This is a genomic window from Streptomyces sp. NPDC052012, assembly GCF_040689265.1.
Taxonomy (GTDB): domain Bacteria; phylum Actinomycetota; class Actinomycetes; order Streptomycetales; family Streptomycetaceae; genus Streptomyces.
Genome location: NZ_JBFAXA010000002.1, coordinates 88,923 through 113,903 on the forward strand (window position 1 = coordinate 88,923; position 24,981 = coordinate 113,903).

The window sequence follows — 24,981 nt, forward strand, 5'->3', positions numbered from 1 at the left end:
ACCCGGCGGTGAGCTGCGCGGTCAGCCTCTGACGGCCTGCGCCATCAGCCGTACGCCCTCGTGGATGCGCGCGGGAGGCACGTGCGCGTACCCCAGCACCAGGCGCACGCCCTTGTCCTGTTCACCCTCCTCGTCCGCGTGGCCGTAATGCCCTAGCGGCCGTACCGCCACTCCCGCCTCGGCCACGCGGGCGAGGAACCGCCGGCTCGGTCCGTAACGGGCGGGCAGTGAGGCGATCACGTGCAGGCCCGCCGCGATGCCGGACACCTCGGCCCCGGGGAAGTGCTCGGCGAGCGCGGCGACCAGGGCGTCGCGCCGCTCGCGGTACGCGCGCTGGCAGCGGCGCAGCTGACGGTCGTAGTCGCCGTGCTCCAGGAACCGGGCGAACAGCGCCTGGTCGAGCGACGGATGACCGAGGTCCATGGTCCGCTTGCGCTCCACCACCTCCTCGGCCCAGGCCTGAGGCACCAGCAGCCAGCCGAGTCGCAGGCCGGGGGCGAGGGACTTGCTCACCGAGCCGGTGTACGCCACGTGTTCCGGGTCGAGCCCCTGGAGGGCGCCGACGGGGGCCCGGTCGTAGCGGAAGTCGCCGTCGTAGTCGTCCTCCAGGACGATGCCGTCCACGAAGCGTGCCCAGTCGAGCAGTTCGGCGCGACGCCGCGCGGAGTAGGCGATCCCGGTGGGGAACTGGTGGGAGGGCGTGGCCACCACGGCGCGTACGCCGCAGGCCCGCAGCGGTTCGATCGCGAGCCCCTCCTCGTCGACCGGCACGGGCACCACCGTGACCCCGGTGGACGTGTACAGGGCCTCGTGCTGCGGGCTGCCCGGGTCCTCCACGCCGACGGTGCGCAGTCCCCGCGCGTGGAGCACGAGTCCGAGCAGCGCCGATGCCTGGGCGACCCCGGAGACCACCACGATCCGCTCCGGGTCGGCCACCACGCCCCGCCGCCGCGTCAGCAACTCGGCCAGCGCGGTGCGCAGTCGGGGCAGGCCGCGCGGATCCGGGTAACCGAGCTCGTGGTGCGGCAGCTCCGCCAGCACACCGCGCTGCGCCGCGGCCCACGCCGACCGCGGGAACAGCGACAGGTCGGGAGTGCCGGGGACGAAGTCGACGCGGGCGCCGGGGGAGCGCGGGGCGAGATCGCGGGCGCGCGGACGGGCCGCCCGCACCGCCTCGCTCACCCACGTTCCGGAACCCCGCCCGGCCCGCAGATACCCCTCCGCGGTCAACTGCTCGTACGCCTCGGTGATCAGCCCGCGCGACACCCCGAGGTCGGCGGCGAGGTCCCGGCTCGACGGCAGGCGCGTCCCGGCGACGAGCCGCCCCGCCCGCACCGCCTCCCGCAGGGCCTCCTGCAAGGCCCGCCCCCGCCCACGCGCGGGCGCGGAGGCGGCGGGCAGAAGCAACTCCCAGGCGGGGGAGCCCCCGGCCGCACCCTGCTCCGGATCCGGGTCCGCGCCGGTCGGTGCTGGCTTCATGGCGGGACCCCACACGTCGCGTCGGCTCGGTCGGCCCTACTGTACGAGGTCTGCCCGGGCGCCCTACGCGTGTACGAGGGTCTGCCCTGGCGCCCTACGCGTTACCGCCCTGCAGCACGGCAGCACCGAGCGGGGCCCTCCCGGACTCGGACGCTCGCGGGCGGCTGCCGTCCAGGATGACGCGGGCGACCAGGGCCGGGTCGTCGTTCATCGGGACGTGGCCGCAGCCGGGGAGCCGGACCAGCCGGGCGTGCGGGATGGTGCGCTTGGCGCGGATGCCCTGCCGGGGCAGCAGCAGCCGGTCCCTGTTGCCCCAGGCCACCGTGACGGGCACGCCGGGGACCGTGTCGGTGAACTGGACGGCGCGTCCGGCCCGCAGCGTCTCGAAGAACCCCTCGGCGTGCGCCAGGGCGAGCGTCTCGGCGACCACGGCCTCGGGGGAACGCCGCGCGGGACGGGCGTAGATGGTGCTGGTCAGGGCGACCCGGCCGGCCGCCGAGCGGGACAGCCGCTCGACCATCGGCAGCGGCAGCCGCTCCGCGATCCGCCGCATCCCGAGCAGCACGCCGAAGGCGTACCGCCGCTCGGCCTCGGTCCAGAACCCAGCCGGGGAAAGGGCCGTGACGGACCGTACGAGCTTCTCGCGGCCGAGTTCCAGGGCCAGCAGGCCACCGAGCGAGTTGCCCGCGACATGCGGCCGGTCGAGCCTCAGCGCCTCGCACAGGGCACCGAGCGCGGCGTTCATGGTGGGCAGGTCGTGGGCGAGCCCGTCCGGCAGCGCCGGGGACGCGCCGAACCCGGGCAGGTCCACCGCGATCACCTCCCGCTCGGTGGCGAGGATGTCGACCACCGGGTCCCAGGCCTGCCGGTGGTGACCGATGCCGTGCAGCAGGAGCAGCGGTTCGCCGCTGCCCACGCGCGCGTAGGAGAGGGTCACGTTCTGCGGGCCGTGGGGTGAGGTGACCTCGAAGGAGACGGTCGCTGGCATGAAGGTGCTCCTCGTCTGGGACTCGCGGACGGTACGGGCGGGGCGGGCGCGGACGCCGTAGACAGCTTGTCAGCAATTACTACCCACGGGTAGCCCCTCGGTCAGTACCCACGGGTGGCCCCTCGGTCCGTATCCACGGGTGGCCCTCGGTCCGCTCTGCCGCTCCCTCCGCTCCCGGAACTGCCTGGACAGCGCCGGAAGCGTCGGCTGGGATGGTGCCGTGACCACCGACACCGTGACCGAGGTCTTCGAAGAGCACCGCCCCGTCCTCCTCGGGGTCGCCTACCGCATGCTGGGCCGGGTGGCCGACGCCGAGGACGTGGTCCAGGAGGCCTGGCTGCGCTGGTCCGGCGGTGACCGCTCCGAGGTGCGCGAACCGCGCGGGTACCTGGTGCGCGTCACCACCCGCCTGGCCATCGACCGGCTGCGCCAGATCAAGGCCCGCGGCGAGACCTACGTCGGCCCCTGGCTGCCCGAGCCGTACGTCACCGACTTCGGCGACCGCGTCCCGGACACCGCCGAGCGGGCCGTGCTCGCCGACTCCGTCTCCCTCGCCGTTCTCGTGGTGCTGGAGTCCCTCTCGCCGCTGGAGCGCGCGGTGTTCGTGCTGCGGGAGGCGTTCGGCTACCCGTACGCCGACATCGCGGCGTGGCTCGACCGCGGCGAGCCGGCGGTGCGGCAGCTGGCGGGGCGGGCCCGCAAGCACGTCGAGGAACGCCGCCCGCGCTACGAGGTCGACCCCGCCCAGCGCCGCGACCTCACCGAGCGGTTCCTGGCCGCGGCCGCCGACGGGGACCTGGAGGGGCTGCTGGAGCTGCTCGCCCCGGACGTGCGGCTCGTCGGCGACAGCGGCGGCAAGGCACGGGCACCCCTGCGGGCGCTGGAGAGCGCCGACAAGGTCGGCCGCTTCCTCATCGGCGCCGCGCGCAAGGGCGTGCGCGACTTCTCCGTCCGCTTCGTGGAGGTCAACGGCGGTCCCGCCCTGCTCGCCCTGTCCGGCGGCAAGCCCGACGCGGTCTTCCAGCTGGACGTCGCCGACGGGCGCATCCAGGCGGTGTACATCATCCGCAACCCGGACAAGCTGCGCTCACTGGCGGCGCTTCCGTAACAGCGGTCGCCCGTTCGACAGGCCCCCGTCATGTGGCGGGGGTCTCCTTGTCGCGCGGATTGGTATTGACCAAGGGGTGGGGCCGCCTTATGGTCGCAGATAAGTGAAACAACCTTTAATAAACAAGGGCGCTAAAACGCCGCCGGACACGGCGATCGTGGAGGACAGGGTGGGGACCACGCAGCTGGAAACGGTGCCGGAACCGAAGTACTGGCACCTCAGGACCGTGCTCAGCGAAGCGCTGGAGACGGAGTTCTCCGTGGGCGAGATCCTGCCCAACGAGCGTGATCTCGCCGCCCGTTTCGGCGTCGCCCGTGCGACGCTCCGGCAGGCCCTGGAACAGCTCGAACTGGAAGGCCGGCTGCAGCGCCGCCGCGGAGTGGGCACGACGGTCGCCCCGCCGCGCATGGGCGTCTCCGTCGGGACGGCGCAGCACGGCTGGCCGGGTGGACCCGGCGACGCCTGGCAGGCCCTCGACTGCACCCTCGAAGTGCCGCCTGCCTCCGTCGCCGAGGCCCTGGTCACCGGCCGGGACGAGCCCGTCCACATCGTGCGCCGCTCCCGTGTCTCGCACGGCCAGCCCGTCGCCGCCGAGCTCCTCCACATCCCGGCGACCTCGGTACCCGACCTCTCCGGCATCGACCTGCCGTCCGGTGCGGCACGCGCGCGTGCGGTGCTGCGGGAACTCCAGCGCCTGGAGCTGGAGCGCCAGGAGAACGCCGTGGAGCTGGGCTCCGCCCGCGCGGACGACGCCCGCGAACTGGACCGCCTGCCCGGCGCCCCCGTCCTCGTCGTCACCACGCGCTTCATCAGCCGCGGCCGCACCGCCGCGCTCTCCGTCGCCACCTACCGCGCGGACACCTGCCGCCTGACCTTCGGCGACACGGGCGCGGTGGAGATCCACCACGGTCCGGAACGCCGCGCCTCCTGAGCCGACAGGGCCCGCACATCGGCGCTCGCGGGGCGCTCGGCCGGCAGGCACACAACCTGCCCCGGCGAGCGCCGCACCTCGAGCGCGGCCTCGCGGTGCGCGGGCCGCGTCCAGGCCCGATCGTCGTGTTCCGGGCCCGATCGTCGTGTTCCGGGCCCGGTCGTCATGTTCCGGGCCCGGTCAGGGACCGGCGCGCCGTGCGTCCCGGGGCGCCCCCGGCCCTTCGTGCCTGACCGGCCCGCGGGCTAGCGGCGGGCCGTCACCGTGCCCTCGACCGCGAAGAGTTGTTCCTCCACGTGGTCGAGGGCCAGGCGCAGCGCACCCGTCGCCACCGCCGCCTCGCCGAGGAGGGACAGGGCGACCTTCGGCGGGCGCAGGCAGTAGCGGGCCAGTTCGCGGCGCAGGGGGTCGAGCACACCGTCCAGGCCCGCCGCCCAGCCGCCGATCACGACGAGTTCCGGGTCGAGGGCCAGCACCAGCGCGGCGACGTCGTGGACCAGCCGCTGGATGAAGCGGTCGACCGCCGCGAGCGCCCGCTTGTCGCCCTCCCGGGCCTGCGCGAAGACCTCGGCGACCGCCTGCTCGTCGAGCGGATGCAGCGGCTCGTCGGTGGTGGACAGCAGCGCCTCGGGCGTGGCCTCCCGGCCCAGCAGGTGCAGTGCCCCGATCTCACCGGCCGCCCCGCCGTACCCGCGGTGCAGCCTGCCCCCGATCAGCGAACCCGCCCCCGGACTCAGCCCGGCCAGCACGAACACCACGTCGTCGGTCTCCTTGGCGGAGCCCTTCCAGTGCTCGGCCACGGCAGCCGCGTTCGCGTCGTTCTCCACCAGCACCGGGCACTTGAAGGACCGGCTCAGCCGCGCGCCGAGACCCAGCCCCGTCCAGCCGGGCAGCGCCGTGCCCAACCGCACCGTGCCGTCCGCCTCCACGATGCCGGGCGTGCCCACGCCCACGGCGCGCAGGGAGTCCCGTGGCACCCCGGCCCGCCGCAGCAGCTCGGCGACGGCGGTCCGTGCCCGCTCCACCCGCTCGTCGGCCTCGACCGTCTCGTCGACGTCCTCGACCTCGGCTCCGATCACCCGGCCGTCCAGGTCGGCGAGCAGCGCCGCCACCCGGTGCGCCCCGATCTCCAGGCCCAGCAGATGCCCGGCCTCCGCCCGGAAGCGGAACCGCCGGGCCGGCCGCCCCTGCCGCCGCGCGGCACCCTCGTCGGCCGCCGCCTCGACGACGAGGCCCGCCTCGATGAGCCCCTCCACCACGCCTTCCACGGTGGGCCGGGACAGGCCCGTCACCCGGGTGACCTCGGTCAGCGTCGCGCAGTCCGTGGCCCGCAACGCGTGCAGCACCACCGCGGAGTTGATCCTCCGCAGCAGCGAGGGGTCCCCGCCGGTCAGCCGACCCACCGTCCGTCCTCCCAGCTCGTGCGCGTGTGGGGCGGATCGTACTCGGCGCGACGAACCCCGGCGACCTCCGGGCAGGGTCACCGGACGCGGGCCGCCGGAGCGTACGGCTCACCCGGGCGCCACGAACCCCGACTCGTACGCCGTGATCACCGCCTGGGTGCGGTCACGCGCCCCCAGCTTGGCCAGCACGGAGCTCACATGGGACTTCACCGTCTCCGTGCCCACCACCAGCCGCCCGGCGATCTCCGCGTTCGACAGGCCCCGCGCCATCAGCCGCAGCACCTCCGCCTCCCGCTCCGTCAGCCGCGCCCGCTCCAGCACGTCCCGGGCCGCTCGATTGCCGCCGCCCCCCTCCCCGTACTCGGCGGCGAGCCGGCGCACCGAGGCCGGGAACAGCAGCGACTCGCCCTCGGCGACCAGCCGCACCGCGTGCACGATCTCCGCCGGCCGCGCCCGTTTCAGCAGGAACCCGTCGGCGCCCGCGCGCAGCGCCTCGTAGACGTACTCGTCGTTCTCGAAGGTCGTCACCACGAGGATCTTCGGCGGATCCGCGACGGTCCGCAGCAGCGCACGCGTGGCCTCGATCCCGTCCATCAGCGGCATGCGTACGTCCATGGCGACGACGTCCGGCCGCAGTTGCCGCACCAGCGGAATCACCGCGGCCCCGTCGGCCGCCTCCCCGACCACCTCGATGTCGGGCTGCGCCTCCAACACGGCCCGCAGACCCGCGCGTACGAGGGGTTCGTCGTCGACGAGCAGAACGGTGACCGGCATCCGGCCAGCCTAGATCAACTCACCGGCAGCTCGACGCGTACCTGCCAGTCGCCGCCCTCGGGGCCGGTGCGGGCGCGGCCACCGAGGAGCGCGGCGCGCTCGCGTATGCCGCGCAGACCGCTGCCGCGGACGGGGCCCTGACCGGGGCCGGGCGTCGCGGCGGGCAGTGGATTGCGTATCTCCAGCGTCAGGGTGCCGTCCGCCACGCCGACGCGGACCCGGGCCGGGACCGCGCCCGCGTGCCGCAGCACATTGGTCAGGGACTCCTGCAGAATGCGGTACCCCTCGCGGGACACGGGGCCGGGCACCGTGTCCAGCGGGCCGGTCACCTCGGCGTCCAGCTTCGCCCCGGAAGCCCGCGCGGACTCCAGCAGCCGCTCGGCGTCCGCGAGCGTCGGCCGGCCGCTCACCGGCTTCTCGGGCTCGCGCAGGATGCCGAGAACCCGCTCCAGATCCTCCAGCGCGGCCCGGCCGGTCTCCTCGATGGCGTCGAGCGCCCGGTCGGTGAACTCAGGATCACCCGCCGCCCGCGCGGCGCCGGCCTGCACCACGGCGACCGTCAGCGCATGGCCGATGGAGTCGTGCAGTTCACGGGCGATACGGGTGCGCTCCAGAAGCTGTTCGGTCCGGGCCTCCAGCGCGGCCAGACGCTCGGCGGGGGAGGGGCCGAGCAGCCGGCGCGCGGCCACGGTGGCCAACTCGCCCAGGCCCACCACCGACGCGTACAGCAGGATCAGGGGGACCGGCACCAGCAGCGCGTACGCCCAGTGCGGTCGCGCCTCCTCCAGAACGGGCACGCCCCCGGGCGAGCCGCCCGCCGCGACGTCGGCCGCTGAGTAGGCCAGCAGCGGCAGCCAGACCGTGATGACCGTCGTCACCCCTGCCAGGACCACCCGCACCGCCAGCCACAGCGCGGTCCGCGACCGGTCCCGCCACGTCGCCGACGGCTCCTCGGAGATGCCCGGCTCCCGCTCGCCGGGCATGAGCAGCAGCCGGGCCTGCACACCCTCGCCCGTACGGACCGCGGGGATCAGGCCCAGCGGCACCAGCACCAGCGCCGGCACCCACGGAGTCGCCGGGTGGATGAACATCCACACGCTGAACGGCAGCGCCGGCACCCACAGGTGCAGCAGCCGGGTGTACGTCGTCCCGCGAAGCAGCGGGCGAAGGAGCGGTCCCATGCCGACATCGTGCCAGCGGCCACTGACAACCGGCCTCCCCCGCACGGGGGAGACGATCTCCACCGGCGGGGGAGGCCCCAAGGCCCCGCCCACGGCCACGCTGGGGCACATGACCAGCATCGACGTCCACGCACTCACCAAGGAGTACGGCACCCGACGCGCCGTCGACCACCTCACCTTCCGCGTCCAGCCCGGTCGCGTCACCGGCTTCCTCGGGCCCAACGGGGCGGGAAAGTCCACGACCATGCGCCTCGTCCTCGGGCTCGACCACCCCACGTCCGGAACCGCCACCGTCGGAGGCCGGCTCTACACCACCCTCGACGAACCCCTGCGCCACGTCGGCGCCCTGCTCGACGCGCAGGCCGCGCACGGCTCCCGCACCGGCCGCGACCATCTGCGCGTCCTCGCGGCGAGCAACCGCATCCCGGACCGCCGGGTCGACGAGGTGCTGGAGGAGACCGGCCTGGCCTCGGTGGCACGCCGGCGCGTACGGACGTACTCCCTCGGCATGCGCCAGCGCCTCGGCATCGCCGCCGCGCTGCTCGGCGACCCGGCCGTGGTCATGCTCGACGAGCCCTCCAACGGCCTCGACCCCGAAGGCATCGTCTGGATCCGCGGGCTGCTGCGCCGACTGGCGGACGAGGGGCGCACCGTCCTGGTCTCCAGCCATCTGATGCACGAGACCGCCTCGTTCGCCGACCACCTCGTCGTCCTCGGCCGGGGACGCCTGCTGGCCGACACCCCGATGCGGGAGTTCATCCACGCACGCGTGCGCCCCGGCGTCCGTGTCCGCACCAGTGACCCGGCAGCGCTGGAGAACGCCCTCACCCGGCACGGCCACGATGCCGAACAGCACCCGGACGGGCACTGGAGCGTGCCGGACGCGCGCGTGGAGGACATCGGGCGGCTGCTGTCCGCAGCGGGCGTACCCGTCCTCGAACTCACCGCCGACGAGGGCACGTTGGAGCAGGCATACCTCGACCTCACCGCCGCCGACACCGAGTTCACCGCACAGCCCCAGGAGGCCTGACCATGCCGTTCGCACCCGTCCTCCACGCCGAGTGGCTGAAGATCCGCACGCTGCGCTCGCTCCTCGGCGCGCTCTTCGCGCTGTTCGCCGCGACCACGGCGTTCTCCGCGATCGCCGGCGCGACGCAGACGGCCGATCCGGACTTCGACCCGCTGTTCACGGCCCTGTCCGGGGCCATGCCGGGGCAGATCGCCGCCATCTCCTTCGGGGCCATGGCCGTCTCGGCGGAGTACCACAACGGCGCCCTGCGTCTGTCGCTCGCGGCCGTGCCGGACCGCACCCGCTGGTTCGCGGCCAAGGTGACCGCCATCGCGGTCCCCGCCCTGCTGGTGGGCCTGGTGACGTCCCTCGCCGCGCTCCTCGCGGCGCGGGCGGGCCTCGGGGCCGCGGCGGACGGGCTCACCGTGGGCGAGCAGGCGCGCGGAGTCGTCGGATGCGGCCTCTATCTGGCGCTCATGGCCCTGTTCGCCGCGGGCCTCGCGACCCTCCTGCGCAGCGGTGTGGCCACGCTGTCCCTGCTGATCCCGTTCATCCTGGTGGTGTCCTTCGTGATCGGCGACGCGGCCGGCGGTGTCACCGACTTCCTGCCCGACAAGGCCGGACAGATCGCCCTCCAGCAGACGCACGACGGCACGCTCGGCCCCTGGTCGGGGCTCGCGGTGACCGCGCTGTGGACGGCTGCCGCCCTGGTGGCCGGGGCGTGGAGCCTGCGCCGCCGGGATGCCTGACCGGGAGTCGGCTGACGGACCGCCAAGTGTCAGTGGCGGCGGGTTTACTGGACCCCATGGACATCGCACAGCACATCGCCCTCATCGACGAGCTGTGCTTCCGCCCCTTTCCGGCGGAGCACGGCCCGTCGGACGTCGGCTTCTCAGGACCCGGCCACCACGTCGCGGTCCTGCGGGACGGCCACACACTGCACGACGGCGATCCGGGGGACTGGGCGGTGACGGCGGATCAGTACGAGAAGGAGCGGGACGCGGTCCACGAGGTGCTGGCCGCACGCTGGGGCGAGGCCGACCTGTGGAATCTGCAGACGGTGCTGCTGCGCACCGAGGCCGAGGAGATACCCGAGCCATGGGCCCGGCTCGCCGCCTGCGCCCGTACGGCCTGGTTGTGGCAGGTCCCGGGCACCGGCCGCTGGGCCGCCGTGGCGGTCGCCGACCAGGACCCGGCCGGCGCGGTCCAGCTGCTGGCGGTCGTCACGGAAACGGCTCCGCCCTGACCAGCGTCCGGACCGCCGCCCGTCACCGCTCCGCGGCCTCGCGCAGCCGCGCGAACTCCTCCGCGAGCGTCTGCGCCGTCCAGTGCGCGTTCAGCCCGCTCGGGTTGGGCAGCACCCACACCCGCGTGTCACCGATGATCCGCTCCTGCGGCCCCACCTGCGCCTTGGGTTCTCCGAACGCCGCCCGGTACGCGGTCACGCCCACCACGGCCAGCCACCGCGGACGCAGCCGGCCCACCTTCACGGCCAGGAGCCGCCCGCCCTCCCGGTACTCCTCCGCGCTCAGCTCGTCGGCCCGGGCCGTCGCCCGCGCCACGACGTTGGTGATGCCGAGCCCGTAGGCCAGCAGCTCCCGCTGCTCCGACGGCTTCAGCAGCCTCGGGGTGAAGCCCGACCGGTGCAGTGCGGGCCAGAAGCGGTTGCCGGGGCGGGCGAAGTGGTGGCCCGTCGCGGCCGTCATCAGGCCGGGATTGATGCCGCAGAACAGCACTCGCAGGCCCTCCGCGACCACGTCCGGCACCAGACGGTCGCGGGCGGCCTCGAGCTCCTCGCGGGTGAAGCGCGTCAGAGGATCGCCCCGGGGGTGTAACCGGCGGCCTCCGGGTGCTGCTTGACGATCTCCTCGATCCGCGCGACGACCGTGGCGACCTGGTCGCTCGCGGCGCCCGTGAAGGACAGCTTGTCCGCCATCAGGGCCTCCAGCTCGGCGCGGTCGAGCGGGAGACGCTCGTCGGCGGCGAGCTTGTCGAGCAGGTCGTTGCGCTCCGCGCCCTGCTCCCGCATGGCGAGGGCGGTGGCGACGGCGTTCTCCTTGATGGCCTCGTGCCCGACCTCACGCCCGACACCCGCACGCACCGCGCCCATCAGCACCTTCGTGGTGGCCAGGAACGGCAGGTAGCGGTCCAGCTCCCGGGCCACGACCGCCGGGAAGGCGCCGAACTCGTCGAGCACGGTCAGGAAGGTCTCCAGCAGACCGTCGAGCGCGAAGAACGCGTCCGGCAGCGCGACCCGGCGCACCACGGAGCAGGACACATCGCCCTCGTTCCACTGGTCGCCCGCCAGCTCGCCGGTCATCGAGGCGTAGCCGCGCAGGATGACCATCAGGCCGTTGACGCGCTCGCAGGAGCGGGTGTTCATCTTGTGCGGCATCGCGGAGGAGCCGACCTGGCCCGGCTTGAAGCCCTCGGTGACCAGCTCGTGCCCGGCCATCAGCCGGATCGTCTTCGCCAGCGACGACGGCGCCGCAGCCAGCTGCACCAGCGCGGTCACCACCTCGTAGTCCAGCGAGCGCGGGTAGACCTGGCCGACGGAGGTGAACGCCTCGGAGAAGCCCAGATGCCCGGCGATCCGCCGCTCCAGCTCCGCCAGCTTGGCCGCGTCGCCGCCGAGCAGGTCCAGCATGTCCTGGGCGGTGCCGACCGGGCCCTTGATGCCGCGCAGCGGGTAGCGGCCGAGCAGCTCCTCCAGCCGGCCGTACGCCACCAGCAGCTCGTCGGCGCCGGTCGCGAACCGCTTGCCCAGGGTGGTGGCCTGCGCGGCCACGTTGTGTGAGCGGCCGGCCATGACCAGCTCGCCGTACTCACCGGCCAGCTTGCCCAGCCGGGCCAGCACGGCCACCGTGCGGTCGCGCATCAGCTCCAGCGACAGCCGGATCTGCAGCTGCTCGACGTTCTCCGTGAGGTCGCGGGAGGTCATGCCCTTGTGCACGTGCTCGTGCCCGGCGAGGTCGTTGAACTCCTCGATCCGCGCCTTCACGTCGTGCCGGGTGACCTTCTCGCGCTCGGCGATCGAGGCCAGGTCGACCTGGTCGAGGACACGCTCGTAGTCGGCGATCGCCGCGTCCGGCACCTCGATCCCGAGGTCCTTCTGGGCCCGCAGCACGGCGAGCCAGAGCTGGCGCTCCAGCTTCACCTTCTGCTCGGGCGACCAGAGCGTGGCGAGTTCGGCGGAGGCGTAGCGTCCGGCGAGGACGTTCGGGATACGGGGCTTTGCGGGCGCAGCAGTCACGTGGAGTGATTCTACTGGCGATTCCTGCAGGCCGGCGCCGCGGGGCGGTTCGGTGGAAGCTACAAGGCGCCGTGGAGGGGGTCGCCGTCGTACGGCAGCAGCTCGGGGCGCTTCGGCGGCAGGCCGTCGCCCGAGGAGCGGCCGGTGAGACGGCGGCCTATCCACGGCAGCAGATGGCGGCGGGCGAAGCGCACGTCGGCGACCCGGCGGGCCACCCAGTGCGGCGGCAGGGTCGCCTCCGGGGGCAGATGCCAGTCGGGGTCCTCGGGCGGGTAGCCGAGGGTCTGCCAGACCGCCTCGGCGACCCGCCGGTGTCCCTCGGCGGTCAGATGCAGCCGGTCCACGTCCCACAGCCGGGGATCGCCGAGGGCCGGCGCCCCGTACAGGTCGACGACGACGGCGCCGTGCTTCTCGGCGAGTTCGTCGATGCAGTCGAACAGTGCCTCCATGCGCGGGCGGAACCGCTCCAGCACGGGCCCCTGCCGGCCCGGGCTGCGCATCAGCACCAGCTGCCCGCAGTGCGGGGCCAGCCGCTCCACGGCCTCGGTCAGCAGACCGCGGACCTGCCCCATGTCGCACTTGGGCCGCAGCGTGTCGTTCAGCCCTCCGACCAGGGTGACCACGTCGGCCCGCATCGCGGCCGCCACGTCGACCTGCTCGTCGACGATCTGCCGGATCAGCTTGCCGCGCACCGCGAGGTTGGCGTACCGGAACCCGGGGGTGACGGCCGCCATCCGGCCGGCGAGCAGATCGGCCCAGCCCCGGTAGGTGCCGTCGGGCAGCAGGTCCGACATGCCCTCGGTGAAGGAGTCGCCGACGGCGACCAGGCTGGTGTGGGTGGGACGGGGCTGCGTCGTGTGGGTCGTCTCCATGGCGACAGAGATGCTATCCCGTGCACATACCCGCCGGTCGGTCGGCTCCCCTCTCCGCAGCGCCGTCCCCTCAGCTCACCCGGCTCCGGCCGCTCAGGTCTGCTCGGCCCGCTGCCCGAACAGCTCCTGCAGCACGTCCTCCATGGTCACCAGCCCCGCCAGCCGTCCGTCGGCCCCGATCACGGCCGCCACATGGGTACGGCTGCCGCGCATGGCGGTGAGCACGTCGTCCAGCGGAGTGCTCTCCCGCACCCGAGCGATGGGCCGCATGTCCCGCAGCCGGAACGGCAGATCCCGCGGCGAGGCGTCGAGGGCGTCCTTCACATGCAGATAGCCCACGATCCGCCGCCCCTCGTCCACCACCGGGAAGCGCGAGAACCCGGACTCCGCCGAGAGCCGTTCCAGACCCTCCGGGGTGACGCCCACGCGCGCGTAGACCACACGCTCCAGCGGCAGCACCACGTCGCGCACCGGCCGGCGACCCAGCTCCAGCGCGTCGTGCAGCCGCTCCTGCGCGCGGTCGTCGATCAGACCGGCCTCGCTGGAGTCCTTCACGATCTGCGCCAGCTCGGCGTCCGAGAAGGACGCCACCACCTCGTCCCGCACGTCGACCCGCAGCAGCTTCAGCAAGGCGTTGGCGAACGCGTTGATGGTGAAGATCACCGGACGCAGGGCCCGGGACAGCGCCACCAGGGGCGGGCCCAGCAGCAGCGCGCTGCGCACCGGCTCCGCGAGCGCGATGTTCTTCGGCACCATCTCGCCGAGCAGCATGTGCAGATACGTCGCCAGCGCCAGCGCGATCACGAAGGACACCGCGTGCCCCGCGCCCTCCGGCACGCCCACCGCGTGGAACACCGGCTCCAGCAGATGCGCGATGGCCGGCTCGGCGACCACGCCGAGCACCAGCGTGCACAGGGTGATGCCGAGCTGGGCCGCCGCCATCAGAGCGGAGACGTGCTCAAGGCCCCACAGCACGCTCTTGGCGCGCCGGTCGCCGTGGTCGGCGTACGGCTCGATCTGACTGCGGCGCACCGAGATCAGTGCGAACTCGGCGCCCACGAAGAAGGCGTTGACGACGAGCGTCGCCAGACCGATCAACAGCTGTACGGCGGTCATCGCTGCACCCCCTTCTCGTGCTTCGAGCGCTTCTCGTCCCGCGGGTCCGCGGGACGCTGGTCGTCGAGGGGCGCGTGCAGCAGGACGCGGGCCGCGCGGCGGCCCGCGGCGTCCATGACCTCCATCCGCCATCCGGCGACCGACAGGGCGTCACCGACGGCGGGTATGCGTCCCAGCGTCGTGGCCACGAGCCCGGCCAGCGTCTCGTACGGGCCCTCCGGCACGCGCAGACCGACCCGTGCGAGCTGGTCCATGCGAGCCGAACCGTCGGCCGAGAACAGGGCGTGCCCCTCCTCGTCCGTGCCGGCCCGCGCCAGGTCGGGGGTCTCGTGCGGGTCGTGCTCGTCACGGACCTCGCCGACGACCTCCTCCACGATGTCCTCCAGCGTGGCCACGCCCGCCGTGCCGCCGTACTCGTCGATCACCACGGCCATGGTGCGCCGGCCGGACAGCCGGTCCAGCAGCCGGTCGACGGTCAGCGACTCCGGCACCAGCAGCGGTTCACGCATCAGCTCCGAGACGGGCACCCTCGCCCTGCGCTCCGCCGGCACCGCCAGCACGTCCTTGACGTGCGCGGTCCCGACCACCGAGTCGAGCGTGTCGCGGTAGACGGGGAACCGGGACAGCCCGGTCGCCCGGGTGGCGTTGGCCACGTCCTCGCAGGTCGCCTGCACATCCAGGGCGATGACCTGCACGCGCGGAGTCATCACGTTCTCCGCAGTGAGGTCGGCCAGGTTCAGGGTGCGGACGAACAGCTCCGCCGTGTCGGCCTCCAGCGCACCCTCCTTGGCCGAGTGGCGTGCCAGCGCCGCGAGCTCCTGGGGACTGCGACCGGAGGCCAGCTCCTCGGCGGGCTCGAGGCCCATGCGGCGCACGATCCGGTTGGCGGTGTTGTTCAGGTGGGTGATGAAGGGGCGGAAGGCGGCGCTGAACCACCGCTGGGCGTTGCCCACGCGCTTGGCGATCGCCAGCGGCGACGAGATCGCCCAGTTCTTGGGCACCAGCTCGCCGACCACCATCAGGAACACGGTGGACAGAGCCGTGCCGATCACCAGCGCCAGCGAGTGTGCCGTCGCCTCGGACGCGCCGATGTCCTTCATGGGGCCCGCGATCATCGCGGCGATCGACGGCTCGGCGAGCATGCCCACGATCAGGTTGGTGACCGTGATGCCGAGCTGCGCGCCGGACAGCTGGAAGGTCAGATTCCGTACGGCTTTGAGCGCGCCCGCGGCGCCCCGCTCGCCACGCTCCACGGCGCGCTCGAGCTCGGCGCGCTCGACCGTGGTGAGGGAGAACTCGGCCGCGACGAACGCGCCGCACGCGAGCGAGAGCAGGATCGCCACCAGAAGGAGGAGCACTTCGGTCATCGGGTCACCTCCGTCCCATGGTCGAACAGGACGGGGACAAATGCGCGATGTCTGCTACTGGGAGGCTCGCCCATGGACGGACGCACACCAACCTTTCTTCAGGACCGGATGAACCGAGTGACCCTCCAAGAGTAAAGGATCAGCAAAAGAGTGCCGACGGCCGCGTCCAGTCCTTGTGGATCATCCGCTGAGCGGCTTGACCCAGCGCCGCCACTGCTCCTGCGGCGCGTACCCCGCGGCTGCCCACGCATGATGGGCCGTCTCGTTGCGCCGGAGCACCATCGCGTCCGCGCGGCGCCCCCCGAGCCGGGCGAACCGCTCCTCGGCGGCGGCCAGCAGGGCGGAGGCGACGCCCTGTCGGCGATGCTCCGGGTGCACCGCGAGCCGGTACAGATGGCACCGCCAGCCGTCGAACCCCGCGATCACGGTGCCGACCAGCTCACCGCCCCGCTCGGCCAGAATCAGCGCCTCCGGGTCACGCCCGACCAGGCGCTCCACGCCCTCCCGGTCGTCACTGATACTGGTGCCCTCGGCGGCCACCTTCCAGAAGGCCAGCACGTCATCGAGATCCTCGGGCGTCGCGGCCCGTATCCGCAGCTCACTCATGCGGTGATCACAGCACGCGGTACGACCGGCACCCGCACATTTCCACGATGCGGACGCCTCGGGGCCGGGTCACTCGTGCGCGATGGCCTCCAGCACGTTCATGCGCGACGCCCGCAGGGCCGGCAGCAGGGCCGCCGCGATGCCGACCAGGGCCGAGCCGATGACGACCGCCACGATGGTGCCCCAGGGGATCGCCAGCGCGGTCATGCCCTGCAGCGCCAGCACCTGCTGGACGCACAGCCCCCACACCAGGCCCAGCGCCAGCCCCAGCACCGCGCCGAAGACCGCGATCACCACCGACTCCAGCCGGATCATCCGCCGCAGCTGCCGCCGTGCGAGCCCGATCGCCCGCAGCAGCCCGATCTCCCGGGTGCGCTCCACCACCGAGAGCGCCAGGGTGTTGACCACGCCGAGCACCGCGATGATGATCGCCAGCCCCAGCAGGGCGTAGACGAGGTAGAGCAGCACGGCGATCTGGTCGTGCACCAGGTCCTTGTAGTCGGCCTGGTCACGGACCTGCACCTGCGGATACGGGTCGAGCGCCGTCTCCAGCCGGCCGCGCAGCTCGTCCGCGCTCGTGCCATCGGCGGCGTTGACGTACAGCGCGGAGTCCTGCCCGCCCGGCACGAACCGTTCCACCGCCGCGATGCCGAGGAACAGCCCGCCCTGCATGCCGAAGCCCTCTCCGCCCTCCATGTCGGTGAGCGCGGCCACGGTCAGCTCGGTGCGCCTGCCGCCGGGGAACTCGACCGGGATCGTGCTGCCGACCCGCACGTCGTGATCCGCGGCGAAACCGGCGTCCATGGCGATGCTGCCGTCCGCCAGGGCAGCGGCCGTGTTCCCGCTCGCGTACGTCACGCGTGCGACGTCGTCGACCCGGTCGTCGTACCCGGCGGCGGTGGTCTCGATCCGCTCCCCGTCCGGCAGCCGCACCGCCAGCGGCGCGAACCGCTGCCGTACGACCAGACCCACGCCCTCCGTGTCCCGCACCCGCTCGGTGACCTCCTGGGAGAAGGGCATGAAGTTGGCGTTCTGGATCACGAAGTCGGCGCCCAGCGTCTTGTCGATCTGCTCGTCGAACGAGCGGGACATCGAGGCGCTCGCCACCGACATGCCGCCGACGAGGGCGAGCCCCACCATCAGCGCGGCGGCGGTGGCACCGGTACGGCGCGGATTGCGCAGGGCGTTGCGCTGGCTCATCCGGCCCACCGAGCCGAACAGCGCCGGGAAGGCCGCGCCCAGCACCCGGATCACCGGCCGCACCAGCAGCGGGCCGGCGATCACCGTGGCGATCAGGGTCAGCACCACGCCGAGCCCCAGCAGGGAGGCCGCCGACGATGTCTCGGACGCGACCACACAGCCCACCAGCGCGGCCACCCCGAGCGCACCCACCACGCTGCCCACCACCGCGCGGGTCCGCAGCGGCCGCCCCACCCCGGCGATCTCCGCGTCGGCGAGCGCGGCCATCGGCGACACGGCCGCCGCACGCCGCGCCGGAAGGTAGGCCGCGACGAAGGTGACGCCGACCCCCACCACGTAGGCGGTGACGGGCGTGGCCCACCCGATGACCATCTCCGTGGTCTTCAGATTCATGCCGAACGCGCTCATCAGCCGGATCAGCCCGAAGGCCAGCCCGATACCGGCCGCCAGACCCAGCGTCGAGCCGACCAGGCCGAGCAGCACCGCCTCGGTGAGCACCGAGCGGCGCACCTGCGTCCGGTCGGCGCCGATCGCCCGCAGCAGCCCCAGTTCCCGGGTGCGCTGGGCGATCAGCATCGAGAACGTGTTGACGATCAGGAAGATGCCCACGAGGACGGCGATGCCGGCGAACCCGAGCATCACGTACTTGATCACGTCGAGGAACCCGCCGAGTTCCTCGGCGGCCGTCTCGGCCTGCTCGTCGGCGGTCTTCACGTCATAGGGGCCGGTGCCCAGCGCCGCGGCGACCCGGCGCTTCAGCTCCGCGTCGCTCACGCCCTCGGCCGCGTCGATCGAGATGCTCGTGGCACGGTCGGGGGAGCCCAGCAGCTTCGCGGCCGCCACCCCGGGATCGAGGAAGACCAGCGCCGCACCGGGATTGGTGGTGGTGAACGTGGCGATGCCCACGACCTGAACCCGGAAGGTGCCGGGCTGCGCCTGGACCGACAGCGTGTCACCGATCTCCACGCCCTTGGCGTCGGCGGTGTCCGCGTCCAGCACGGCCTCGCCGTCCCCGCGCGGGGTGCGTCCGGAGGTCAGCTCCACGACGCTGCGCTCGTCCTCGTACCAGTCGACGGCGAGGGTCGGCGCGCCCGTCGTCGGCCCCACCGACTCGTTGTCGCTGTCGACGACGGTGATGTTCTCGACCTCGACGTCCGGATGCGCCGACTCGACGCCCTCGACACCGGTCAGCCGCTCGGTGAGCGAGGCCGGCACGGTCTGCACCGCGCCCGTGGGCACCGACGACTCCAGGTCCTCCCGGGGCGTGACGGTCACATCGGCGGAGGTGGAGGCGAACAGCCGGTCGAAGGTACGGGAGACCGTGTCCGAGAAGATGAGACTGCCCGCGACGAACGCCACGGACAGAAGGACGGCCAGTGCGGACAGCACCAGCCGACCCTTGTGCGCGAGAAAGCTCCTGAGCGTCGCCTTCAGCACGGCGTCAGTCCTTCTCGAGGGTCGTGGCGCCACCGGCGCCGGTGTCGGACTGCGCACGGATGACGTCGAAGCGCTTCATCCGCTCCAGCACGGCCTCCGCCGTGGGCCGCCGCATCTCGTCGACGATCCGCCCGTCCGCCAGGAACAGCACCAGATCCGAGTGAGCGGCGGCACCGGGATCATGGGTGACCATCACGACCGTCTGGTTCAGCCGGTCCACGGCCTCCCGCAGAAAGCCGAGCACCTCCAGACCGGCCCGCGAGTCGAGATTCCCGGTCGGTTCGTCCGCGAAGATCAGCTCGGGCCGGGAGGCCAGCGCCCGCGCGCACGCCACCCGCTGCTGCTGTCCGCCGGAGAGCTGCGCGGGCCGGTGCTTGAGCCGGTCCCTGAGCCCGAGCGTGTCGATGACCTGGTCCAGCCATGCGTCATCGGCCTTCTTGCCCGCGATGTCCATGGGCAGGGTGATGTTCTCCAGCGCGTTCAGCGTCGGAATCAGATTGAACGACTGGAACATGAACCCGATCCGGTCCCGGCGCAGCCGGGTCAGCTCACGGTCCTTCAGCCCGGTGATCTCGGTGTCTCCGAGCCACACCTGTCCCGCCGAAACGGTGTCGAGCCCCGCCAGGCAGTGCATCAGCGTGGACTTCCCCGACCCCGACGGCCCCATCACCGCCGTGAACCGCCCGCGCACGATGTCCACGTCCACCGAGTCCAGGGCCAGCACGGTCGTCTCACCCGAGCCGTACGCCTTGGTCAGACCGCGGGCGCGAGCCGCGATCCCGTCGGCCGACGCGAGGCCGGGCGCGTGCTCCGGAGCAGGTGTGGACAAGACCGCCTCCTCGATAGCTCAGCTGGTGCTCGTCGCGCCCGAGGGTAATGTGACCCACCCCACAGTCGGTATCCCCCCTGAGTGCAGGACCGTCTCCACCCCAGGTCTGGTCCGGGAGACCGATGTAAGGGACAAGCACACCCCGCCCTTGTGGGTGCTAGCGCATCGGCGCTAGCTTGGGAGCATGGCGAAGACCCAATTGAACGTGCGCGTGGACGAGGGCACCGCCCGCGCCGCACGCGAACGCGCCCTGGCCCGCGGGATGAGCGTCAACCGCTACATCGAAGAGCTGGTCCGGCGGGACACCGGCGAGGTCGGCCACACCTTCGTGGAGGCCGCCGCCGACTTCATGAAGCAGTACGAGGCGGTCTTCGCCGAGGAGTTCGGCGCGGAGCGCGAGGGGCGCCGCTGATCCCTTGAGCAACCTCAGGATCGACCTCGCCTGGCTGCTGATGCTGGCCGAGCAGCAGACCCCGGGGGACCCCCAGGTCACCGACTGGGGCGCCCTCGTCGCCGCGGTGGCCCGCCACCAGGCCGAGATCTTCGACGTCCCCGTCTACGACACCCCCCACGCCCGCGCCGCCTCCCTGCTCCAACTGCTCATCCACGTCCCCGCGCTGGAACGCTCCAACGCCCTCTTCGCCTCCGCCGTCGCCTACGCCTACCTCGTGGCCAGCGGTCTGAAGGTGGTCACCTCGCCCGAACAGGTCCGCGACCTGGCCAGGCTGGTCAAGAGCGGCGAGGCGTCCGTGGCCGACATCGCGGCCGAGCTGCGCGGCTGGAGCGAGTGATCAGGTGTCCGTCGCCACGGGCCGCCACGCCGTGCCGATGACACAGAACGACTGAGGCAGCGCCGGCCCGTTCTCGGGCATCATCATCCGCCGGTAGGGCCCCAGTTCGAACCCGGCCGCCCGCAAGGAGCCGATCGGATCCCGCGCCAGGTGGCAGCCGCCGGCCAGCAGCGGCCACACCGTGGCGTCCATCGCGCGCTGGGTGAACCGCATGGCCCGGCCACCGCCCCGGCCGTGCTCGAAGAACCGCACCTCGCCGCCCGGCCGCAGCACCCGCCGCACTTCCGCAAGCGCCCGCGGAACGTCGCGCACACTGCACAGCACCAGCGAGACCACCGCCGCGTCGAACGCCTCGCTCTTGACCGGCAGCGCCTCCGCCGCGCCGGGCGCGACGTCCACCGGCACCTGGGCGCGCAGCGCGGCGTCGACGGCCAGCTTGCGCAGCTGCCGCTCCGGTTCGATGGCCACGACCTCGGAGACGGTGCCGGGGTAGTGCGCGAAGTTCAGGCCGTTGCCCGCGCCGATCTCGATGACCCGCCCGGACAGCCCGTCGAGCAGCCGTCGACGGACCTCGGCCATGCCCATCCGGGTCTCGGCGGAGACGCTGACCCGGGCGTAGTAGCGGGCGAACAGGGGATGGTGCACGGCATCCCGCGCCACCTTGGTGGATCCGCCGGACCGCAACGACATCGCAACCTCCCCGGGACGGGCCATACCGCGATTCTCCCCCGCAGGGGCCGCCCGATGCGTGTCCGGTACGGATCCTTGAGCGAAGGTTCCGCCCTCGCGCCGTCGCCGGCCGGGGCTGGGTTTCGCTCGCCCGCGCTTGCGGGGTGCCGCCGCGCCCACCCTCCCCCACTCTCGGCTTCGCTCGAGCGGGGGGACCCCCCCAGCGCCACGACTGCCCGCAGCCACGCACGTACAGCCGCGCGCGGCGGGCAAGCTGCACGCACCGTAGGCGTGCCGCAGCCGCCCGCGGCGGGGAGGGGACGGGGCGGTGGTGTCCGCCCGCAGCGGCTGGCGCGTCCGCGCCCCGCACCCTTTGAGTGACCGATTCCGCGCCAGACCGAGGACGGACACCACCGCCCCGGCCCCGACTCACCCACCACCCGTAGGCGCTACGCGCACCCCCACCGGACCCGCACAGGCGCCGCAGGCATGGCAACGCGCGCCCCCACCGGACCCGCACAGGCGCCGCAGGCATGGCAACGCGCGCCCCACCGGACCCGCACAGGCGCCGCAGGTATCAGGCGCGTACCCCCACCGGAGCCGCACGCACCCGGAACACCTCCGCGTCCCACGTACCCTCCAGCCGCGGCGCCAGCCACTGCGGTGCCGCCGCACGGAACGCCTCCGGGGCCAGCCCCCCCGCCCCCTCCGGCACCGCACCCACCAACGGCACACCCGTCACGTCCGGCAGGTCCAGCAGATTGCACCGCGAGGCCAGATCCGGCTCCGCCGGCCAGCTGCCGATCACCACCCCCGCGACCTCCAGCCCCCGCCTCCCCAGTTCACGCACCGTCAGCTCGCTCACGTTCAACGTCCCCAGCCCCGCCGACGCCACCACGACCACCGGCGCCCCCAACAGCCCCGCCGCATCCGCCAACGTCCCCCCGGCCGCGTCGAACCGCACGAGCAGCCCACCCGCACCCTCGACCAGCACCAGGTCGTGCTCCGTCGCCAGCTTGGCCGCCCGCTCCGCGATCTCCTCCGGATGCACCGGCACCCGCCCCGCCCGCCGCGCCGCCGTCGCCGGCGCCAACGGCTCCGGATACCGCGCCAGTTCGCTCGCCGTGACATCACCTCCGGCCAGCCGCGCGACCTCCTCCGCGTCCCCCCGCTCGCCCGGCGCCACGCCCGTCTGCGCCGCCTTCAGCACAGCCACGGACCGTCCGGCCACCGACGCCGTGGCGGCGACCGCCGCCGTCACCACCGTCTTGCCGACCTCGGTGCCCGTCCCCGTGATCACCAGTACCGGCATGTCATCCCTCCTTCGCCGCCGCACACACCGCACGCGCGATCCGGGCGACATCCGCGTCACCCGTCACGTACGGCGGCATGGTGTAGATCAGATCGCGGAACGGCCGCAACCACACACCCTCACGCACAGCGGCCCGCGTCGCCGCCTCCATGTCCACGGCGTGATCGAGCTGCACGACCCCGATGGCACCGAGCACCCGCACATCCCGCACGCCCGGGAAGCCGGCCGCCTCAGCCAGCCCGTCCCGCAGGCCCGTCTCGATCCGCTTGACCTCAGCGATCCAGTCCTGCCCCAGCAGCAGCTCGATCGAGGCGCACGCCACCGCCGCCGCCAGCGGATTCCCCATGAACGTCGGCCCGTGCGCCAGGACCGGCACCTCACCGCGCGAGATCCCGTCAGCCACCCGCGAGGTGCACAGCGTCGCCGCCATCGTCATATAGCCACCGGTCAGCGCCTTGCCGACGCACATCACATCCGGCGTCACCAGGGCGTGCTCCGCCGCGAACAAGGCACCCGTCCGCCCGAACCCGGTGGCGATCTCGTCGAACACCAGCAGCACGTCGTGCGCGTCGCACGCCTCACGCAGCACCCTCAGATACGCGGGGGAGTGGAACCGCATGCCGCCCGCGCCCTGCACCACCGGCTCCACGATCACCGCGGCCAGTTCACCGGCGTGCCGCTCGATCAGCTCCCGCAGATGCCCGGCGTAGGACTCCTCGTACCCGGCGGGCGGGGCGTCGGCGAACACCTGGCGGGGCAGCACCCCGGTCCACAGCTCGTGCATCCCGCCCTCGGGGTCGCACACCGACATCGGCTGCCACGTGTCACCGTGGTAGCCGCCCCGCCACGTCAGCAGGCGCCGCTTCTCCGGCCGCCCCAGCGAACGCCAGTGCTGCAGGCACATCTTGACCGCGACCTCGACCGACACCGATCCGGAGTCGGCGAGGAACACATGCTCAAGTCCCTCCGGCGACATGTCGACAAGGAGCTTCGCCAGCCGCACGGCGGGCTCGTGCGTGAGCCCGCCGAACATCACATGGCTCATCCGCGCCAGTTGCTCGCGCGCCGCCTCGTTCAGCACCGGGTGGTTGTAGCCGTGGATCGCCGACCACCAGGACGACATCCCGTCGACCAGCTCACCCGAGCCGTCGGCGAGTTTCAACCGCACCCCGCTCGCCGACTCCACGACCAGCGGGGTATGACGCCCCGGCATCGGCCCGTACGGATGCCACACATGGCGCCGGTCGAGCTCCAGTACCTCGGTGAGGGACAGCTCAGGCATTGGGCGCGAGATCCGTCCCGGCACCCCGGCGCCGTACGGCCACGAGATCGGTCCGCGGCTCGGCGGCCGGCACCGCGGCGGAGGTCCCGCACACACCGCCCCCCTCGTGCGACCCGCACCCGGCCCCCTCGTGCGACCCGCACCCGGCCGCCTCGTGCGACCCGCACCCGGAACCGGCGTGCGCCCCGCACCCGGACGCGGCGTGCGCCCCGCCCGCGGACGCCTTTTCGCCCTCCTGCGACCCGCACCCGCCGGCGTCGGCGTGCGACCCGCACCCGCCCGCACCCGCGGCACGATGCTCCGGCAGCGTCACCTGATCGGCGCCCTCCACCTCGAAGCCCGCGTCCGCGATCATCTCCAGGTCGGCCTTGCCCGCCTGCCCCTCACTCGTCAGGTAGTCCCCGAGGAAGATCGAGTTGGCGAGGTGCAGCGCCAGCGGCTGCATCGTCCGCAGATGCACCTCACGGCCGCCCGCGATCCGCACTTCGACATCCGGGCACACGAACCGCACCATCGCGAGGATCCGCAGACACCGCTGAGGCGTCAGGTTCCACTCCTTGGCGAGCGGCGTCCCCTCGAACGGGATCAGGAAGTTGACCGGCACCGAGTCCGGGTCCAGCTCGCGCAGCGAGAAGACCACGTCGATCAGGTCCTCGTCGCTCTCACCCATACCGGCGATCAGCCCGGAGCAGGCGGACAGCCCCGCCGCGTGGGCCTTCTGCACGGTCTCCACGCGGTCGGCGTAGGTGTGCGTGGTGGTGATGTCCGCGTACGTCGCCTCGGAGGTGTTGAGGTTGTGGTTGTAGGCGTCCGCGCCGGCCTCGCGCAGCCGCTCCGCCTGGCCGTCGGAGAGCAGCCCGAGGCAGGCGCACACCTCGACGCCCTCGTTCTGCTCCTTGATCGCCTTGATCGTGTCGGACACCCGGTCCACGTCACGGTCGGTGGGACCGCGCCCGGACGCCACCAGGCACACCCGCTTGGCACCGCCCGCGAGACCGGCGGCCGCCGCCTTCGACGCCTCGTCCGGCTTGAGCCAGGTGTACTTCAGGATGCCGGCCTTCGAGCCGAGCCGCTGGGAACAGTAGGAGCAGTCCTCGGGACACAGGCCGGACTTGAGGTTGACGAGATAGTTCAGTTTCACCCGCCGGCCGAACCAGTGCCTGCGCACCTTCCCGGCCGCGGCCACCACATCGAGCAGCTCGTCGTCGGACGTCCTCAGGACGGCCAGCGCTTCCTCGCGGGTCGGCGTCTCGCGCCGAAGCCCCTTGTCCACCAGCGTGTTCAGCAGGTCCATGAGAGCCGATCCTGTCCTACTCGGCCCCCCGGGGCCAAGGAGAGTTCGTACAACAGAGCCGCTCGGCGGTGTGGGTATTG

24 protein-coding genes are annotated in these 24,981 nt (G+C 73.0%); 7 read left to right on the forward strand and 17 right to left on the reverse strand.

What is annotated here, in order from left to right; translation table 11 throughout:
• Window positions 1-21: 21 nt before the first annotated feature.
• Together AB0412_RS04080 and AB0412_RS04085 are read right to left on the reverse strand one after the other, a co-directional pair.
• Window positions 22-1,479, reverse strand: a complete 1,458-nt coding sequence (locus tag AB0412_RS04080; RefSeq protein WP_366400899.1) for a PLP-dependent aminotransferase family protein — start codon at window positions 1,477-1,479, stop codon at window positions 22-24.
• Between the two features lie 94 nt (window positions 1,480-1,573).
• Complete coding sequence (locus tag AB0412_RS04085; RefSeq protein ID WP_366400900.1) at window positions 1,574-2,467, reverse strand: alpha/beta fold hydrolase; 894 nt, start codon at window positions 2,465-2,467, stop codon at window positions 1,574-1,576.
• A 220-nt stretch (window positions 2,468-2,687) separates the two neighbouring features.
• Between AB0412_RS04085 and AB0412_RS04090 the strand changes: the two genes are divergently transcribed.
• Together AB0412_RS04090 and AB0412_RS04095 are read left to right on the forward strand one after the other, a co-directional pair.
• Window positions 2,688-3,575, forward strand: a complete 888-nt coding sequence (locus AB0412_RS04090; protein WP_366400901.1) for an RNA polymerase sigma-70 factor — start codon at window positions 2,688-2,690, stop codon at window positions 3,573-3,575.
• A 169-nt stretch (window positions 3,576-3,744) separates the two neighbouring features.
• Complete coding sequence (locus tag AB0412_RS04095; RefSeq protein WP_366400902.1) at window positions 3,745-4,506, forward strand: GntR family transcriptional regulator; 762 nt, start codon at window positions 3,745-3,747, stop codon at window positions 4,504-4,506.
• A gap of 245 nt (window positions 4,507-4,751) precedes the next feature.
• Here AB0412_RS04095 and AB0412_RS04100 read toward each other — a convergent pair whose 3' ends face one another.
• The 3 genes from AB0412_RS04100 to AB0412_RS04110 form a co-directional block, all read right to left on the reverse strand.
• Window positions 4,752-5,909: an ROK family transcriptional regulator gene (locus AB0412_RS04100; protein WP_366400903.1), complete on the reverse strand. Its 1,158-nt coding sequence runs from the start codon at window positions 5,907-5,909 to the stop codon at window positions 4,752-4,754.
• 108 nt (window positions 5,910-6,017) lie between these two features.
• Window positions 6,018-6,683 (reverse strand): response regulator transcription factor, encoded by a 666-nt coding sequence (locus tag AB0412_RS04105; protein WP_366400904.1) that lies wholly within the window; start codon window positions 6,681-6,683, stop codon window positions 6,018-6,020.
• A gap of 14 nt (window positions 6,684-6,697) precedes the next feature.
• Entirely contained in the window at window positions 6,698-7,864 is a 1,167-nt protein-coding gene (locus AB0412_RS04110) for a histidine kinase (protein ID WP_366400905.1), read from the reverse strand.
• Between the two features lie 109 nt (window positions 7,865-7,973).
• On the opposite strand from AB0412_RS04110, the gene AB0412_RS04115 reads away from it, so the two are divergent.
• From AB0412_RS04115 to AB0412_RS04125, 3 genes are read left to right on the forward strand one after another with little or no spacing between them, the layout of a single operon-like run.
• Window positions 7,974-8,894, forward strand: coding sequence for an ABC transporter ATP-binding protein (locus AB0412_RS04115; RefSeq protein ID WP_366400906.1), 921 nt, complete (start codon window positions 7,974-7,976; stop codon window positions 8,892-8,894).
• A 2-nt stretch (window positions 8,895-8,896) separates the two neighbouring features.
• Complete coding sequence (locus AB0412_RS04120; RefSeq protein ID WP_366400907.1) at window positions 8,897-9,622, forward strand: ABC transporter permease subunit; 726 nt, start codon at window positions 8,897-8,899, stop codon at window positions 9,620-9,622.
• A gap of 56 nt (window positions 9,623-9,678) precedes the next feature.
• On the forward strand, window positions 9,679-10,119 hold the full coding sequence (locus tag AB0412_RS04125; RefSeq protein ID WP_366400908.1) for a hypothetical protein: 441 nt from the start codon (window positions 9,679-9,681) through the stop codon (window positions 10,117-10,119).
• 22 nt (window positions 10,120-10,141) lie between these two features.
• On the opposite strand, the gene mug is transcribed toward AB0412_RS04125, so the two are convergent.
• From mug to AB0412_RS04165, 8 genes are all read right to left on the reverse strand, one after another.
• Window positions 10,142-10,639 (reverse strand): G/U mismatch-specific DNA glycosylase, encoded by a 498-nt coding sequence (mug, locus tag AB0412_RS04130; protein WP_366400909.1) that lies wholly within the window; start codon window positions 10,637-10,639, stop codon window positions 10,142-10,144.
• A 44-nt stretch (window positions 10,640-10,683) separates the two neighbouring features.
• Window positions 10,684-12,126: an adenylosuccinate lyase gene (gene purB / locus AB0412_RS04135; RefSeq protein WP_366400910.1), complete on the reverse strand. Its 1,443-nt coding sequence runs from the start codon at window positions 12,124-12,126 to the stop codon at window positions 10,684-10,686.
• A 59-nt stretch (window positions 12,127-12,185) separates the two neighbouring features.
• Window positions 12,186-12,998 carry an SGNH/GDSL hydrolase family protein gene (locus tag AB0412_RS04140; protein ID WP_366400911.1) on the reverse strand — a complete coding sequence of 271 codons (813 nt, stop codon included), beginning with the start codon at window positions 12,996-12,998 and terminating at the stop codon, window positions 12,186-12,188.
• Window positions 12,999-13,091: 93 nt separating this feature from the next.
• On the reverse strand, window positions 13,092-14,114 hold the full coding sequence (locus AB0412_RS04145; RefSeq protein ID WP_366400912.1) for a hemolysin family protein: 1,023 nt from the start codon (window positions 14,112-14,114) through the stop codon (window positions 13,092-13,094).
• Window positions 14,111-15,481: a hemolysin family protein gene (locus AB0412_RS04150; RefSeq protein ID WP_366400913.1), complete on the reverse strand. Its 1,371-nt coding sequence runs from the start codon at window positions 15,479-15,481 to the stop codon at window positions 14,111-14,113. The genes AB0412_RS04145 and AB0412_RS04150 overlap by 4 nt, the downstream gene beginning before the upstream one ends.
• A 180-nt stretch (window positions 15,482-15,661) precedes the next feature.
• Window positions 15,662-16,087, reverse strand: coding sequence for a GNAT family N-acetyltransferase (locus tag AB0412_RS04155; protein ID WP_366400914.1), 426 nt, complete (start codon window positions 16,085-16,087; stop codon window positions 15,662-15,664).
• A 69-nt stretch (window positions 16,088-16,156) separates the two neighbouring features.
• The gene (locus AB0412_RS04160) at window positions 16,157-18,724 is read right to left on the reverse strand and encodes an ABC transporter permease (protein WP_366400915.1); all 2,568 of its coding nucleotides are present in this window, start codon (window positions 18,722-18,724) and stop codon (window positions 16,157-16,159) included.
• 4 nt (window positions 18,725-18,728) lie between these two features.
• Entirely contained in the window at window positions 18,729-19,553 is an 825-nt protein-coding gene (locus AB0412_RS04165; protein ID WP_366400916.1) for an ABC transporter ATP-binding protein, read from the reverse strand.
• Window positions 19,554-19,737: 184 nt separating this feature from the next.
• Between AB0412_RS04165 and AB0412_RS04170 the strand changes: the two genes are divergently transcribed.
• A complete protein-coding gene (locus AB0412_RS04170) occupies window positions 19,738-19,965 on the forward strand; it encodes an antitoxin (RefSeq protein ID WP_366400917.1) in 228 nt (75 codons plus the stop codon).
• Between the two features lie 4 nt (window positions 19,966-19,969).
• Complete coding sequence (locus tag AB0412_RS04175) at window positions 19,970-20,344, forward strand: fic family toxin-antitoxin system, toxin component (protein ID WP_366400918.1); 375 nt, start codon at window positions 19,970-19,972, stop codon at window positions 20,342-20,344.
• Here AB0412_RS04175 and AB0412_RS04180 read toward each other — a convergent pair whose 3' ends face one another.
• The 4 genes from AB0412_RS04180 to bioB all read right to left on the reverse strand — a co-directional run bounded on the left by AB0412_RS04180 (window position 20,345) and on the right by bioB (window position 24,901).
• The gene (locus tag AB0412_RS04180; RefSeq protein WP_366400919.1) at window positions 20,345-21,034 is read right to left on the reverse strand and encodes a class I SAM-dependent methyltransferase; all 690 of its coding nucleotides are present in this window, start codon (window positions 21,032-21,034) and stop codon (window positions 20,345-20,347) included.
• Window positions 21,035-21,590: 556 nt separating this feature from the next.
• Window positions 21,591-22,325, reverse strand: a complete 735-nt coding sequence (bioD, locus tag AB0412_RS04185; RefSeq protein ID WP_366400920.1) for a dethiobiotin synthase — start codon at window positions 22,323-22,325, stop codon at window positions 21,591-21,593.
• Between the two features lies 1 nt (window position 22,326).
• Window positions 22,327-23,607, reverse strand: coding sequence for an adenosylmethionine--8-amino-7-oxononanoate transaminase (locus tag AB0412_RS04190; RefSeq protein WP_366400921.1), 1,281 nt, complete (start codon window positions 23,605-23,607; stop codon window positions 22,327-22,329).
• Window positions 23,600-24,901, reverse strand: coding sequence for a biotin synthase BioB (gene bioB / locus AB0412_RS04195; protein ID WP_366400922.1), 1,302 nt, complete (start codon window positions 24,899-24,901; stop codon window positions 23,600-23,602). The genes AB0412_RS04190 and bioB overlap by 8 nt, the downstream gene beginning before the upstream one ends.
• Window positions 24,902-24,981 lie beyond the last annotated feature (80 nt).